The following is a 13,708-nucleotide window of genomic DNA, read 5'->3' as shown; positions in this document are numbered from 1 at the left end:
TTAATCGCTGCTAACGGGTTTAATCCAAGCTATGGCACTCGGTCTGCTTTCGTTGTGCAGTCTATCGAAGGCTGTCACTGTAAATCCATAACCCGGTTTAAGGTCATCTTGTTCTAAAATTAATTCATTTGCTTTACCCTTGTATACGATATTGCTTGGGTCTTCCAGGTATTTTTTGTCTTGCTTCGGAATTCGGTAGACCACATAATAGGAAACTGGATCACCATCATCGGATTCCTCTCCAGCCTGCCATTTCAGTTTATTTGTTGTCAAAAACACTTGTGTAGGGGCGTGAGGGGCAATACTATCTAGCCAGGGTGTGGTAGGTAGTAAAGCGGGATGAGCGAAATAATTCGAGCGAAGGGTGTCTCGGAATGCTTTCTTATTTTTAGTCAAAGAAGTCGAGCTATAAAAAATCAATCCTGCGCCTTGAGACATGTTTCGGCTAATCTCCACCTGTTTTTTCATCTCCTTATTTGTCCAAACATCCCCTAAATGATAGGACGCCATCCCAAAATAGACCGGTTTTCCATACGAATGCGCATTCCACCATTCTGCTAAAGGCTTAAAAGGCGCCACCCGATGTGCTGTATCCCAATACAATTGGGGCGCGATATAATCTAACCAGCCTTGTTTCAGCCAATGATCCGTATCCGCATATAAATCATCATAGGATTGCAAGCCCTTCACGGTAGGCATGCCATTCACTGGATCAGACGTTTTATGTCGCCAAATCCCAAAAGGACTAATTCCAAATTTAATCTTTGGATTCGTCTTCCGAATAGTCTCCGATATTTCCTGAATCAAGGCACTCGTATTTCGTCGTCTCCAGTCTGCCTTAGACTCGCCAGCATGCCGGTACTGCAAGTACGTTTCTTCATCATTTAATTTTGATTTTGGATCGGGATACGGATAGAAATAATCATCAAAGTGAATTCCATCCACGTCGTAATTCAAGATGATGTTCCGCACTAAGCCTGCGATGTAGTGACGTGCGGCCGGCATCCCAAAATCGAATAATAACTGCCCATTATACGATAAAAGCCATTCTGGATGTTTTCTAGCCACGTGCTCAGAACTTAAAAGTGACCGCGACGACATGGTGGCACGATTCAAGTTTAACCACGCATGAAATTCCATACCTCTTGCGTGGGTCTGATCAATCATGAATTCCAAAGGATCGTAATAGGGACTAGGCGCCTTCCCTTGTTTTCCAGACAGGTAAGTCGTCCAGGGTTCCGCACTTTTCGCGTAGAGCGCATCTGAAGCGGTTCTGACTTGTACAAAAAGTGCGTTGATTCCCGTTTTCTGGTGGGAATTCACTAGCTCGATAAATTCGGATTTTTGTTTTGCCCCGTCGTAATTGCGTGGACTGGGCCAATCGATGTTTTGGACGGTCGCCACCCAAACTCCCCTCAACTCGCGTTTAGGCCCCTGAGCTAAAACACAGGTAGAAAAAAGACAAAAAACAAGGATTGAAATTAGGCGCATCATTCGGGATGCAATTTACCTAAAAATGGGCAATTAGGCCTTCTCGATTGAAAATAAATAGCCTACTCCCTTTAACGTTTTGATGTAATATTCGGGGATTTTCTCGCGCAATTTGCGAATATGCACATCCACGGTACGTTCCACGACGAAAACATCTGACCCCCAAACCTTCTCCAATAACTCATCTCGGTTAAACACCTTGTTCGGATTTTTTGCTAGGAATGAAAGTAATTCAAATTCCTTTTTAGGTAAAATCAAGGCGCGGCCTTGGAATGTCGCGGCATATTGCACGCGGTCGATAACCAAATCGCCAATAGAAATAACGTCGTTTTTCGATTCAGGAACAGCTGCTTCGCGCGTTAGTAACGCATTAATTCGGCTGATTAAAGCACGCAATTTGATGGGTTTTACCACGTAATCAGTGGCTCCGCTCTCAAAGGCGGCTATTTCAGTATACTCTTCACCTCGTGCTGTTAGGAACAGAATGAGGGTGTTTTTGAATTCGGGATTTGATTTGATTTGACGAGCTGCCTCGATGCCATCCATCTCTGGCATCATCACATCCATGATGATTAAATGGGGTTGGAAGGATTTCGCCGCTGCAATAGCTTCTTTTCCATTCGTCGCTTTTGCTAAAAGAAAGTTTTCTTTTAGTAAATTGTATTCCAATAACTCCAAAATGTCTACATCATCATCTACGAGTAGAATTTTGTATGCTTTAGAAGCTGTTGCCATAATTGTTCAAAGGATTACCTGACAAATATAGAAAGATGTATGTTATGGAATTGTTAATTTATTAAATATGTCAAACCACATTGCTTACTCGTCTAGATTATCGAGTTCCCTCTTGTCGATGGCCTTGATTATTGCTGCGGCTTATTTATTACAAGACCTATTGATTTTGCTTTCTTTCGCTCTCGTCTTGTCTCTTTTGCTATTGCCTGCGAGTAAGTGGATGGAGGCCAAAGGTTTTCCCCGATCTCTTGCCATCTTCATCGCTATCCTTTTAACCTTCGCACTTATTTCTACTTTGCTCTTTGTGGCAGGAGTACAAATTATGGAATTCTCATCTGAGTTTCCTCTCTTTGCAAAAAAAGCTGAAAAGTGGATATCTAGCTTGCAATCCTTTATTTCTGCTAATTTCAATATCTCACGTCGGAAGCAAATGCTGGAGTTAAGTAGTGAGTTGATGGCCTTGTTAAAAAACTCCGGTGTCATCATTAGCACTACGTTTTCGACGGCTTTGCACGCCATAACTGCTTTAATTTTAGTACCTGTATTTACCTTTTTCTTCTTGTTTTACCGCGATTTCTTTGAAAGCTTTTTGCAAAAAGTCTTTCCTAAAACGGAAGCTGAAGTCTTAACGAAAGTGATTGAGAAAACGGGGTCGGTGGTCCAAGGATATTTAGTAGGATTATTAGTGGTTATGCTGATTGTGGGGGTGTTGAATTCGGTCGGTTTTTGGTGGATTGGTGTGGAATATCCGGTGTTTTTTGGGTTTTTGACGGGAATATTGTTGTTGATTCCCTACATCGGTATTTGGATAGGAGCATTGTTACCCATATTATTAAGCTTAGTGACCCTGAGTCCATCGCACGCCTTAGCTGTGGTGGCATGGGTGGCGGCTGCACAGTTTATTGAAGCTAATTTCATTACGCCTTTAGTGGTGGGCTCTAAAGTAAGTATGAATCCGATGGTCGCGATGCTGGCATTGTTGTGCGGGGAATTGCTCTGGGGAATTCCAGGTTTGATTTTAGCCCTTCCGCTGACGGCCGTTATGAAAGTAATTTTTGACTCCGTCCCTACTTTAGAACCCTATGGATTCTTGTTAGGTGAGGCTCCTTCCAGAGCTAAAGAGACAAAAGCTCCTTAAAACGGATCGATTGACGACGCGAGATTTCGATTTTTTCTGCTTTTTCTCCTTTTAAAGTCACCTGCAATCCGCCAGAGAACCAGGGTTCGATCTTCTCAATGAAGTTCAAGTTCACAATGTGTTTACGGTTGCAACGGAAGAATAATTTCGGATCTAAGCGTTCCTCTAAAGAATTGAGGGATTTTAGTACGAGAGGTTTTTGGTCGTCAAAAAACAAACGTACATAATTACCCATCGATTCACATAAGCGAACACGGTCCAGACGTACGAACCAACATTTCTCCCCGTCTTTCACGAATATTTGATCATTTCCTCCTAAAACATGGTTAGTAGTCGCCGATTTTTCTGTTCGTGTAGGTCGCTGAAAACGAGATTCTAATTTCTGAATGCTTTCACTTAAACGCGCTAATTCGATGGGTTTTAATACGTAATCCAAAGCGTTCACCTCGAATGCCTTCAACGCATATTCATCAAAAGCCGTCGTGAAGATGATCTCCGGGAGAAAGCCATCCCATTCTTCTAACCACTCAAAACCTGTTTTACCAGGCATCTGTATGTCTAAAAATGCCACATCTGGCTGCAATTCCTCGATCAACTGGCTAGCTTCTTCGGTATTCGATGCCTCGCCCACGACTTCGATGGATGGGAAATTTTCTAATAAACGTTTCAGTTCATTTCTGGCTAGGCGTTCGTCGTCTACGATGATGGCTCTCATGGGAATTAGGCTATTGTTTCAACAAGATAAGGAATCGTTACAGAAGCAAGTACGCGATTTTTGTCCAAAGGCTTTAAGTCAATATGAGCGGTCTCCCCAAACAATAAGGAAAGGCGGTTTTGGGAGTTGACTAATCCAATTCCGGTTGATTCCTCTTTATCTTTTAAATGTCCTGGATTAATAACTTGTAAATGAATCATTTCTGAAGCCATCTCTCCTGTGATTTGGATTAAACCTTCTTTCGCGGAATGTGCGATCCCGTGTTTGATCGCATTTTCCACTAAGGTTTGTAATAACATGGGAGGTATTTGTGCTTGGTGAATTTCTTTAGAGACGTCGATTTTCCAGGTAAGGCGTTCCTCGTAGCGGATTTTTTCCAAATGTAAATAGTCCAAAATGGTATCTAATTCTTCTGCGATGGAGATTGTCTTCTTTCGTTCAGTTAATAAAGAACTTCGAAGAAGTTTAGAGAGTTGATTGATTCCTTTTTTGGCCTTCGACGGATCTTCCGTAATTAACGCACGAATACTGTTTAGGGCATTAAAGACGAAATGAGGATTCATTTGTGCTCGCAATACTTTCCCCTCTGTCTCTTGAATAGCGCGTTCTAATTGATTATTCTCCCTTTCCATCTCGAGTTGTTTTTTCGAATATTGAAAGAAGAAATAGATCAACATCCAAATTGCTAGCGGCTTCATAAAGTTGAATAGGTACTGGGTGATGATGAAGGGACTAATTTGGACCTCAAAATTCTCCCCCAACAAGTATTGATCGATAGGTAAATTGAGCGCAACCAAGCAAGTTGCCATGAAGCAAAGGGCAAAAAAATGGTTACGTATCATCTGGATGAGCGGTAAATCCTGCCATGCATAGCGTTTCGTAATGTGCTTATATTGATGGGTTAATAGTATCGCCAAGGAGATATTTGCGATGGATGCATACAACCAAGCCCAATGCCAGCCATATTGATTCGTGTAAAGAACCGCCTCGTTAAGCATCCAGGCGAACCAACCGCTTAAAGTCAAAACCCAATACATGTGTTTTCTCAGCATATTACATGGACTCCGGTAAGTCGGCTAGATGGATGATGCAATTGCCTTTTACCAGGCGAAATTCTTTTGCGCTATAATCGTATTGTATATGGTATAGGCACAGGTTTTGGTGTGCATAGTTGTCCATATGATGTAAAGGTGCGTTGAATAAGTGGGTGAGTAAAACCCGCATCGCACGACCATGCATCGCGATTAATATGGACTTTTCCTCTGGTCTGGAAAGAAGGAGGTTGACAACTGGTTTTTGACGCTCTAACACTTCCACCGGGCTTTCTCCCTGATCAGACTGCACGTGAATATGGCCCTCTCTCCAAGTTTTTGTTAAATTTTTATAATATAAATCGTCCTCTGTATTAGGCGACTTTCCTTCTTTACTTCCCCAGGAAATCTCATTTAAACCTTCGTGCTGCTCCCAAGGCAAGCCTTTTTCGATAAAGCCTTTGACGGATTGATGTGTTCTTTTCAGCGCTGAAGTATAAATTTTATCAATCGGAAGATCTTGGTAGTGCGCGAAGAAGGCTTCTGCTTGTCTTTGGCCTAATGCATTTAAATCTGCATCTATCCCACTGCCTTGCACGACCCCCTTGCGATTGTATTCCGTTTCGCCATGGCGAATCAGGTAAATATCTTTCACTAAATCAGGCCGAGCTTGCATATTAATCGTATTTTATTCCGAATTTTAGCCAAAATTACGAAATATATGTTTAATACTTCCATCTCGCTGGAGACATTGAATTCGATGTCAAAAGGCAATATGATCGAACATCTGGGGATTGAGTTTATTGAAGTTCAAGCTGGATATATTAAGGCAAAAATGCCTGTCGACCACCGAACAAAACAGCCTTTAGGTTTGTTACATGGGGGAGCATCTGTCGTTTTAGCAGAAACCATCGGAAGTACTGCCGTGGTTTTAGCTTTGAAAGATCCCATGAAGGAAACGGGAGTAGGGGTTGAGATCAATGCGAACCATTTAAAGTCTGCTCGAGGTGGCTACGTAATAGGTACTTGTGTGCCATTGCGCATCGGTCGCACTTTACATGTTTATGAGATTAAAATTCACGACGAAGAAGAAAATTTGATTTGTGCGAGCCGTTTAACGGTAGCGATTATACCGATAAAATGAAACAAGGATTAGCGTGGGAGGAGGGAATAGCTAGAGGGGCAGCGATAGCAACCTGGCGCTTGCCGCAGGGGAATGAGGCTTTTCTTTTGCAAGATTTTTCTGGGGGATCTACACTAGCGGAAGGGTGGAATTTAAGTGAATTGTCTGCTGGATTTTTAGCCGCTCCCTTCATCGGTCTACCTTATTTTCTGCGAGCAGATTCATTAACCACTTTCCCCATTCAGCTAGCTGAAACTACCACAGCATATACAGCACCTGCCGAAAATACAGCCAAGAAAAGTGAATTTATGACCTGGGTGGCTCAAGCGATTGAAGCCATCAAACAAGGGCCTTTGCAGAAAGTGGTTGTATCCCGAACGGATGAAAAAGAGTTGCCGGCTGATTTTAATGTCATGAAGGCTTTGGAAGATTTAGCTTCCGCCTATCCCAATGCTTTTGTATGTGCCCTGTATATTCCAGCGCTTGAAGGAGTTTGGATGTGTGCGACCCCGGAAATTTTGGTCGAACAAAATGAGGAGGGGATTTTTCGAACGATTTCTTTAGCCGGCACACAATCTGGAGTAGACCTAGACGGGTTACCGATATCTCCTTCGCAGGCGCGCTGGTCTCAAAAAGAGATCGAAGAGCAAGCCTTCGTCAGTCGCTACATTATCGATTGTTTCAAAAAGATTCGCTTGCGAGAATACACAGAAATAGGGCCTAAGACGATCTCTACCGGAAATCTATTGCACCTTAAAACGGATTATATTGTCGAAACGAAGGCAATGGATTTTCCGCAATTGCCAGGTTTGATGTTAGGCTTATTGCATCCCACCTCCGCGGTTTGTGGTACACCTAAGCAGGAGGCAATTGATTTTATTTCAGCGACAGAAAGACACGATCGTTCGATGTATTCTGGCTATTTAGGGCCAGTTAATTTGATGAACGCCACGTATTTATTTGTGAATTTGCGAACCGTGGAAATCAAGGAAAATCACGCAGTATTCTATGCCGGTTGTGGCATCACGGAAGATTCTGATCCGGAAAAGGAATGGCAGGAAACTCAGATGAAATGTCAGACCCTTCAGCGGGTATTAATGCAGTAATTCCGAAGAGGGAGCTGGAGTAATCTTGCCGGTTATCAGTACTTTAACCGTATCAATTCTAGCGTCAGTCGTCGTTAAGATTTGGAATTGAAAAGGCGCTAAGGTAATCATCTCATTTACTTGCGGAATATCTTCATACAAGCTAATTAACATCCCTCCCAAGGTTTCATAATCCCCTTCAGGCAGATTCCATTCGTATTTTTCGTTCAAATAATCAATCTCGTGACGGCCAGAAAGCACGAAAGTCGTTTCATCGATTTGCTTCTCAATCCAGTCTTCAGAGTCGTCGTATTCGTCTTGAATCTCGCCAAAAATCTGTTCCATCACATCCTCCATACTCACTAATCCACTTGTTGACCCGAATTCGTCCACGACTAAGGCCAGCGACTTACGCTCCTTCGAGAACTTGATCATTAAATCATTCGCAGGCATCGCCTCTGGTACGATGGGAATGCTGGTCAGGATGGATTGTAAATCTTTAGGTTTTTTAAATAGGGCCAAAGAATGGCAATAACCAATCACCTCTTCTAAGGTCTCTTTGTAAACTAATACCTTCGAGTGGCCACTTTCTAAAAAGACTTCCTTCAGTTTTTCGATCCCGTCCTCTAGGTCGATAGCCGTGATTTCCGTCCGAGGAATCATGCAATCACGCACTTTTACTTGCTTAAACTCGAGGGCATTGTGGAAAATCTTGTGATCTACTTCGGCTTCCTGTTCGGTAGAGACTTTGCGGTTCAGATTTTGGAGGTAATGATTTAAATCCGTTAAACCGAAGGCCGGTTTCTCCTCTGAATAACTCAAACGCAAGACTTTCGTGATAAACCATTTCGATAATCCCACTGTTACCCAAACCAAAGGAAACATCAAGGTGTATATTACCCAAATCGGAATGGCAAGAAACTCTAAAATGGCATCTGGGTTAATCAAGAAGACACTTTTAGGCGTGAATTCTGATGTCATCAAAATCAAGATGGTTGCTACAATCGTGGCAATCAAACGCGCCAAAATCTCATTGATAGACAGGAAATGCAACACCACGTGGTGCAAAAATTCCTCCATAAAAATACCATAGGCCACTAGGGAAAGGGTATTGCCGATTAGCATCGTTCCAATGAATCGAGACGGATGTTGGTTGAAGTTGGCAATGATTTTTGCGCTCAGGATATCCTGTTTAGCCTTCAGTTCGAAGTATAATTTATTCGAAGAAACGAAGGCCATCTCGACTCCAGAAAAGAAGGCGGAGAAAACCATCGATGCGACGATCCCGATGATTTGGGCATTATCTAAACTGATATTACTTTCTGTCATCTTTTTCTTTCTTAATGCGTTCGTTCTTCGCGTATTGGTAGTAGAACAAGCAAGCTACCCCATACATTAACCAGCCATAATGATAAAATATTCCTGCCCAAAACTGCCCCTTCAACTCTGCAGGTGTCGGGCTATTCAAGTCGATGATCCAGATGAGGATAAATCCGATGGCCGCAGCTAAACTTAAGATTTCTTTCTTTCCCATATTAGGCAGCGATAGCAGGTTTTAAGCGTCGATAGGTGGCTATAAACAAACCGATAAACACGAGGATAGATCCGATCCACACTAAGTTGATATAGGGTTTTTCCAAGGCTTTCACGACGATTAATTCTTGTTGCGTCGTATTCCACGCAAACCCAAATTCCTGTGATTGTGGGTTAATGCCAGTAAATTTAATCTTAATTCCAGTTTCTTCACTTTCAAAAGCAGGCATGGCGACCATTCCTCCTTTGATGACGAAAATAGGGCTCAGCGTAAACTGTTGTGAGTTCTTGCCTAATACTTGGAAGTTCGCTTGAACCGCGGCATCATTTGCGCCTAATTCAACTCCATCGACATTCGTCACGCGGTTTACCTCTTTCAGAATGGCCACGAAGTCGTTAATGAACAAGGTATCTCCTGTCGTAACCGTTTGCTCCTCCGTTTGAGACCACTGTTTTTCTGAGCCGGCTTCTGCCGCTAGACGTGGATCTAGTGAAACGTAGGTGTAAATGTCGTGGTTCCAGGCATGCTTCACATCAGGGGAAATAGCGGTTCCCATTTTCGGATTTACTTGCCATCTCGGGAATAGAGAAACGGCTTTACCTTCCTCGTTCTTAAATTCTAATTCGTAATAGGTATTCTCTGGTTCCACCGTCACGGTGTCCCCTTTGCTAGCGATTTTTACACTATCCCGGATGATGTTTTTCAAAGCCACCGCGTGGAAATCCCCCTCAATAATCTCAAAATCGTTCTTATTGAAATAACCCTTTTGACCCCGAACCTCGATCCGGCGACCTTTGTATGTTACTAAGTAATCCTGCATTTGGGCGCCTTGACCTAGCCAAAGCGGTAAGTTTTCCTTGTTTTCTTTGTTGTTATCCTTCGTGAATTCCTCCACTTTCGTGCTAATCGCGAAGCCGGAGCGGTTTAACGATACGACTTTGGAATAACCTGCTGAGAATAAAATACCGATCAACATGATCGCTAAACCGACGTGTGCCACTGCACCACCTACCAATGAGAACTTTTCACGGATGAGGAACCAAAGGATTTTGAAGTTCGCGAAAACAGCGAATAATCCACTCCACAATAAGATGATGTAGGGGATCGTGTAAATCTTACCAATGTTGATGAACACGACACTCAAAAATGTCGCCATCAAAGCCGGATTGATCAAAGGCTTGAAGCTCGTGCTTTGCTTGATTTTTCCCCACCACACATATTGACCGATGCCACTCAAAATAGCAACGGCTACGAATATCCAAATTTGAATCTTGCTATAATGTTCTGCCTGATCAGCCGGTAACGCGATATTAGAGAGAAGGCCAAAAGCCTCTGCAATCTTATTGTACACCGGGATCGAAGTCGTAAACGTTAATTGGAAGGCAGATAAGCCTAAAATAGCCGCACCTACGAATACCCAAAACTCGCGGTTATAGGTCCCTAGTTCTTTGGTATCCTGAGGCAAATCCTTCCAACGGTAAATGGACATAGCAATGGCCACAAAAAGGAAGGTTCCCATGTACAATAAGAGCTGGCCAGAAAGGCCCAAATCCGTAAAGGAGTGCACAGAAGCATTTCCTAGGATTCCAGAACGGTTCAAGAAGGTCGAGTACAAGACTAAGATGAAGGTCGCAATGACTAAGATAATCGAGGTCTTTAGCGCAGAACTAGATGTTTTGTGTGCGATCATCGTATGGATGGCACCTAACAAAACTAACCAAGGCACAAACGAGGCATTCTCCACCGGATCCCAGTTCCAATATCCCCCAAAATTCAAGGTCTCATAGGCCCAATAAGCACCCATCATGATACCAATTCCTAGTACCCCTGCGGCAAAAAGCGCCCAAGGCAAGGCCGGCAGCACCCATTCCGTTAATTTCTTCTTCCACAATCCAGCGATCAAATACGCAAACGGAACGAGCGTCAAGGCAAAACCTAAGAACAAGGTAGGCGGGTGAATCACCATCCAATAGTTTTGTAAAAGAGGATTTAATCCACGTCCGTCTTTAGGAATAAAATTCGGCTGCATACTCCAAACCGGAAGATCTGGCTGTGCCTCACGCAATAATAAGAACGGAGAAGAGCCGATTTTCAAGTCGATCCAAGGGATAATGACGCCCAAGATCATCGAGGTTAAAAACGTCTGCACAAGCGCAAAAACCGTCATCACAGGCGACTCCCATTTCGGATTTTTGATCATCAATAACAGACCTAAAATCGCTTGCCAGAAGATCCACAACAAAAACGAACCCTCTTGGCCCTCCCAATAACAGGAGATCATAAACATCGTAGGCAATTGCAACGAGGAGTGCGTGAAGGCGTAATGGTACTCGAAATAGTGGTTATAAATAATGACGAAGAGGCTGCCCGCCACTACAATCACTGATATCAAATGCAGCCCAAACAACACGCGTGCCGTTAATTTCCAATCATTCTCTAATTCGTTCGTGGATTGAGCTGATTTGAAATACGCAAACGTCGCTAGAAGCGCCGTTACGAAGGAAATAATGACAAATAAATGTCCAACCGAACCGATGGTTTCGTGTATCATATTTAATTTTTTACCGCTACTGAGGCAATGGAGTCTGCTGAAATTTCACCTTCTTGGTACTTGGAAGGGCACTTTAATAGAATTTTATCGCAGTAGAATACCTTATCGGAATGCATACTGCCCACTAAAACAATCTTCTCGGATTTCTCAAAGTCTTGAGGCTTTGGCGCTGCATAGACTACTTGATTCTCGCGTCCTAAACTGTCTTGAACTAGAAATTCCAAGTGATTGGCATCAACGGCAGGATTGTAATTTAATCCTACAATTTTACCTGCAGCATCTTTTCTTAAAGTTCCCACCACGTGTACTTTCTGATTCGGATCTTGCTGAGAAATGCTTTCTGCCTCATCAAAACCCACATAGGTGCTCGCATCCCCCGTCGTAATCATAATGATTCCGATGGCAACCGCAATTAATATCAATCCGATGATGTGTGTCTTTTTCATTTGTTGCGTTTTTCTAAGGCTGAAACTTTACTTTCTAAACGGAATAAATAAGCAAATAATCCGATCAGCACGACGCTAATCACCGCAATCACTACATAGATTTTTCCGTCAGCGCGGAATTGATCTGCCATCTCGATGTCGCTAGCTTGTGCACTAGCCGTAAAAGCAGTAAGACTGAATAAGAATAAAAGGAATGCTTTCATTATAACTCGTTTTGTTGTTCTAAATTCTTAATTCGAATGCGGATTTGCGCAATCCAATAACCTAGTAATGTCCAACCGACAATCGCAGGATAAAAGACCAGGCGCATCCGGTTATCTAAGTCCATCTTCGAAAAAGCGGGGTTTCCGCCGTTTCCAGGGTGCAAGGAATCTGTCATGCGTGGCAAAATCCAAATCAATACCATGAAGATCACGAAAGCAAAGATGTTGTAAACCGACGAAATTCGCGCTTTCTGCATCTCATCTGGCATCGATGATCTAACTAGCGAATAGGCTAGGTAAATAAGTAAACCAATAGCGACTGAATTTAGTTTCGGGTCATTTGTCCACCAATCTCCCCAAGTAAATTTCGCCCAAACACTCCCCGTAATTAAGCCTAAGATCGCAAACACCATTCCAACTTCCACATAGGTGCTCGAAATCAGGTCTGATTTCAGATCAGATTTACGCAGGTATTGAATGGAATGATACACCGATGTCCCTAAAAGGAAAATCATGCTGAACCACATGGTCACGTGAAAATACAGATTGCGAATCGTCTCGTTCAAAATAGGTTGACGCGGCACCTCTCCGTTTAACCCGGCATAGACCGTGTAAATCAATAAAATGATCGACAAAATCTTCCAATATTGGCGTTTTAATGTTTCCATATGTAAGGGAATAAGATCCCAGAAAATACAATAACAATGATATCTAGCGCTCCTAAAATAGCGATCTCATCCCAGTTCTCTGCTAGTGAAATTCCGTCTAGGGCACTTTTGGACAATTTTAATAATAACAACAACAAGGGAATGAGCAAAGGAAAGCTCATCACTGCCATCAAAGTGGCTGAATTCTCTCCCTGAGCGGCAATTCCTGCCACCAATGAAAGGGTTGAAGCAAAACCGATTGCTCCTAAAACCAGCGATAGGAGATAGAGCGGCATGTTGCCAACAGGATTACCCATCACCCAAGAATAAAAGAAAATACCGATGAAAGACACCCCCAGCATCACCAACGTATTGTAGATGATTTTGCTAAAAATGACCGATTCTGGCTTGGCAAACGTATAATAAAAGATATTTCGATTCGCTGATTCTTGCGTGAAACTCTTGCCTACCGCATTCACGGCAGAGAAAAGTAAGATGATCCAAAACAACGTATTCCACATAATCGGATGGATCGATTGTTGTTTCGCTTTGAAGGACAAATAACAGATGAAAATAGTCGCGGCTAAGTACAGCACTAGACCGTGGATCGCATATTTATTGCGCCACTCTAATTGCATTTCTTTGCGAATCAACACGAAAATTTCAGTTAAGGCCATGAACCTGCAATTTACGACAGAAAAAACTATTTGTATCATTTTTTAGCTCAGAAATACTTAGTACATTTGTGTCTAATTTTGAATTATTCTAAATAGTGAACATGGCAAATTTGGCCGACTTGAAGATTGGTGAAAAGGGGGAGATAGTGGGCTTCACGGACGAATTGCTTTCGTTAAAACTATTAGAGATGGGTTGTTTGCCAGGAACTGAGGTAATTTTGACCCATTTGGCTCCTTTTGGCGATCCCATCGCGATTCGGGTTTCAGGCTCTTATACCTTGTCCATGAGACGGGAGGAAGCAGAAACGATGCTGATTAAAAGAACATAAATT

Annotated in this window: 16 protein-coding genes; 4 read left to right on the top strand and 12 right to left on the bottom strand. The window is 42.8% G+C overall.

The window, feature by feature from the left end; all coding sequences use genetic code 11:
* Together ACILP5_RS08080 and ACILP5_RS08075 are read right to left on the bottom strand one after the other, a co-directional pair.
* The gene (locus ACILP5_RS08080) at positions 1-1,494 is read right to left on the bottom strand and encodes a glycoside hydrolase family 10 protein (RefSeq protein ID WP_395618150.1); all 1,494 of its coding nucleotides are present in this window, start codon (positions 1,492-1,494) and stop codon (positions 1-3) included.
* Positions 1,495-1,524: 30 nt separating this feature from the next.
* Entirely contained in the window at positions 1,525-2,226 is a 702-nt protein-coding gene (locus ACILP5_RS08075; RefSeq protein WP_395618149.1) for a response regulator transcription factor, read from the bottom strand.
* A 67-nt stretch (positions 2,227-2,293) separates the two neighbouring features.
* Here ACILP5_RS08075 and ACILP5_RS08070 point away from each other — a divergent pair, with 67 nt between their 5' ends.
* Positions 2,294-3,364, top strand: coding sequence for an AI-2E family transporter (locus tag ACILP5_RS08070; RefSeq protein ID WP_395618148.1), 1,071 nt, complete (start codon positions 2,294-2,296; stop codon positions 3,362-3,364).
* Here ACILP5_RS08070 and ACILP5_RS08065 read toward each other — a convergent pair.
* The 3 genes from ACILP5_RS08065 to ACILP5_RS08055 are packed head-to-tail and all read right to left on the bottom strand — an operon-like array spanning position 3,342 to position 5,786.
* Entirely contained in the window at positions 3,342-4,079 is a 738-nt protein-coding gene (locus ACILP5_RS08065; protein WP_395618147.1) for a LytR/AlgR family response regulator transcription factor, read from the bottom strand. The genes ACILP5_RS08070 and ACILP5_RS08065 overlap by 23 nt on opposite strands.
* A 5-nt stretch (positions 4,080-4,084) precedes the next feature.
* Complete coding sequence (locus ACILP5_RS08060; RefSeq protein WP_395618146.1) at positions 4,085-5,131, bottom strand: sensor histidine kinase; 1,047 nt, start codon at positions 5,129-5,131, stop codon at positions 4,085-4,087.
* A 1-nt stretch (position 5,132) separates the two neighbouring features.
* The gene (locus ACILP5_RS08055; RefSeq protein ID WP_395618145.1) at positions 5,133-5,786 is read right to left on the bottom strand and encodes a histidine phosphatase family protein; all 654 of its coding nucleotides are present in this window, start codon (positions 5,784-5,786) and stop codon (positions 5,133-5,135) included.
* A gap of 45 nt (positions 5,787-5,831) precedes the next feature.
* On the opposite strand from ACILP5_RS08055, the gene ACILP5_RS08050 reads away from it, so the two are divergent.
* Both ACILP5_RS08050 and ACILP5_RS08045 read left to right on the top strand, forming a co-directional pair.
* On the top strand, positions 5,832-6,254 hold the full coding sequence (locus ACILP5_RS08050; protein ID WP_395618144.1) for a hotdog fold thioesterase: 423 nt from the start codon (positions 5,832-5,834) through the stop codon (positions 6,252-6,254).
* Positions 6,251-7,339, top strand: a complete 1,089-nt coding sequence (locus tag ACILP5_RS08045; RefSeq protein ID WP_395618143.1) for a chorismate-binding protein — start codon at positions 6,251-6,253, stop codon at positions 7,337-7,339. The genes ACILP5_RS08050 and ACILP5_RS08045 overlap by 4 nt, the downstream gene beginning before the upstream one ends.
* Here the strand turns inward: ACILP5_RS08045 and ACILP5_RS08040 are convergent.
* From ACILP5_RS08040 to ACILP5_RS08010, 7 genes are read right to left on the bottom strand one after another with little or no spacing between them, the layout of a single operon-like run.
* Complete coding sequence (locus ACILP5_RS08040; protein WP_395618142.1) at positions 7,328-8,647, bottom strand: hemolysin family protein; 1,320 nt, start codon at positions 8,645-8,647, stop codon at positions 7,328-7,330. The genes ACILP5_RS08045 and ACILP5_RS08040 overlap by 12 nt on opposite strands.
* Positions 8,634-8,852, bottom strand: a complete 219-nt coding sequence (locus ACILP5_RS08035; RefSeq protein ID WP_395618141.1) for a hypothetical protein — start codon at positions 8,850-8,852, stop codon at positions 8,634-8,636. Before ACILP5_RS08035 ends, ACILP5_RS08040 begins: the two co-directional genes overlap by 14 nt.
* Position 8,853: 1 nt before the next feature.
* On the bottom strand, positions 8,854-11,403 hold the full coding sequence (gene ccsA / locus ACILP5_RS08030) for a cytochrome c biogenesis protein CcsA (protein ID WP_395618140.1): 2,550 nt from the start codon (positions 11,401-11,403) through the stop codon (positions 8,854-8,856).
* Positions 11,404-11,405: 2 nt separating this feature from the next.
* Complete coding sequence (locus ACILP5_RS08025) at positions 11,406-11,849, bottom strand: cytochrome c maturation protein CcmE (RefSeq protein WP_395618139.1); 444 nt, start codon at positions 11,847-11,849, stop codon at positions 11,406-11,408.
* Positions 11,846-12,052 (bottom strand): CcmD family protein, encoded by a 207-nt coding sequence (locus ACILP5_RS08020; RefSeq protein WP_395618138.1) that lies wholly within the window; start codon positions 12,050-12,052, stop codon positions 11,846-11,848. Before ACILP5_RS08020 ends, ACILP5_RS08025 begins: the two co-directional genes overlap by 4 nt.
* Positions 12,052-12,720: a cytochrome c biogenesis protein CcsA gene (gene ccsA, locus ACILP5_RS08015; protein WP_395618137.1), complete on the bottom strand. Its 669-nt coding sequence runs from the start codon at positions 12,718-12,720 to the stop codon at positions 12,052-12,054. Before ccsA (ACILP5_RS08015) ends, ACILP5_RS08020 begins: the two co-directional genes overlap by 1 nt.
* Positions 12,708-13,376, bottom strand: coding sequence for a heme exporter protein CcmB (locus ACILP5_RS08010; RefSeq protein WP_395618136.1), 669 nt, complete (start codon positions 13,374-13,376; stop codon positions 12,708-12,710). The genes ccsA (ACILP5_RS08015) and ACILP5_RS08010 overlap by 13 nt, the downstream gene beginning before the upstream one ends.
* Positions 13,377-13,477: 101 nt before the next feature.
* Here ACILP5_RS08010 and ACILP5_RS08005 point away from each other — a divergent pair, with 101 nt between their 5' ends.
* Positions 13,478-13,705: a ferrous iron transport protein A gene (locus tag ACILP5_RS08005; protein ID WP_377979026.1), complete on the top strand. Its 228-nt coding sequence runs from the start codon at positions 13,478-13,480 to the stop codon at positions 13,703-13,705.
* Positions 13,706-13,708: the final 3 nt, after the last annotated feature.

This window comes from Aquirufa sp., assembly GCF_044239315.1.
GTDB lineage: Bacteria > Bacteroidota > Bacteroidia > Cytophagales > Spirosomataceae > Aquirufa.
The sequence above is the reverse complement of the archived record's forward strand: the minus strand, read 5'-3'. Positions and strand labels throughout refer to the sequence as shown.

Excerpts from the sequence above, each read along its gene's own strand:
- ACILP5_RS08080 (WP_395618150.1), bottom strand. The coding sequence starts at position 1,494 with ATGATGCGCCTAATTTCAATCCTTGTTTTTTGTCTTTTTTCTACCTGT.
- ACILP5_RS08075 (WP_395618149.1), bottom strand. The coding sequence starts at position 2,226 with ATGGCAACAGCTTCTAAAGCATACAAAATTCTACTCGTAGATGATGAT.
- ACILP5_RS08070 (WP_395618148.1), top strand. The coding sequence starts at position 2,294 with ATGTCAAACCACATTGCTTACTCGTCTAGATTATCGAGTTCCCTCTTG.
- ACILP5_RS08065 (WP_395618147.1), bottom strand. The coding sequence starts at position 4,079 with ATGAGAGCCATCATCGTAGACGACGAACGCCTAGCCAGAAATGAACTG.
- ACILP5_RS08060 (WP_395618146.1), bottom strand. The coding sequence starts at position 5,131 with ATGCTGAGAAAACACATGTATTGGGTTTTGACTTTAAGCGGTTGGTTC.
- ACILP5_RS08055 (WP_395618145.1), bottom strand. The coding sequence starts at position 5,786 with ATGCAAGCTCGGCCTGATTTAGTGAAAGATATTTACCTGATTCGCCAT.
- ACILP5_RS08050 (WP_395618144.1), top strand. The coding sequence starts at position 5,832 with ATGTTTAATACTTCCATCTCGCTGGAGACATTGAATTCGATGTCAAAA.
- ACILP5_RS08045 (WP_395618143.1), top strand. The coding sequence starts at position 6,251 with ATGAAACAAGGATTAGCGTGGGAGGAGGGAATAGCTAGAGGGGCAGCG.
- ACILP5_RS08040 (WP_395618142.1), bottom strand. The coding sequence starts at position 8,647 with ATGACAGAAAGTAATATCAGTTTAGATAATGCCCAAATCATCGGGATC.
- ACILP5_RS08035 (WP_395618141.1), bottom strand. The coding sequence starts at position 8,852 with ATGGGAAAGAAAGAAATCTTAAGTTTAGCTGCGGCCATCGGATTTATC.
- ccsA (WP_395618140.1), bottom strand. The coding sequence starts at position 11,403 with ATGATACACGAAACCATCGGTTCGGTTGGACATTTATTTGTCATTATT.
- ACILP5_RS08025 (WP_395618139.1), bottom strand. The coding sequence starts at position 11,849 with ATGAAAAAGACACACATCATCGGATTGATATTAATTGCGGTTGCCATC.
- ACILP5_RS08020 (WP_395618138.1), bottom strand. The coding sequence starts at position 12,052 with ATGAAAGCATTCCTTTTATTCTTATTCAGTCTTACTGCTTTTACGGCT.
- ccsA (WP_395618137.1), bottom strand. The coding sequence starts at position 12,720 with ATGGAAACATTAAAACGCCAATATTGGAAGATTTTGTCGATCATTTTA.
- ACILP5_RS08010 (WP_395618136.1), bottom strand. The coding sequence starts at position 13,376 with ATGGCCTTAACTGAAATTTTCGTGTTGATTCGCAAAGAAATGCAATTA.
- ACILP5_RS08005 (WP_377979026.1), top strand. The coding sequence starts at position 13,478 with ATGGCAAATTTGGCCGACTTGAAGATTGGTGAAAAGGGGGAGATAGTG.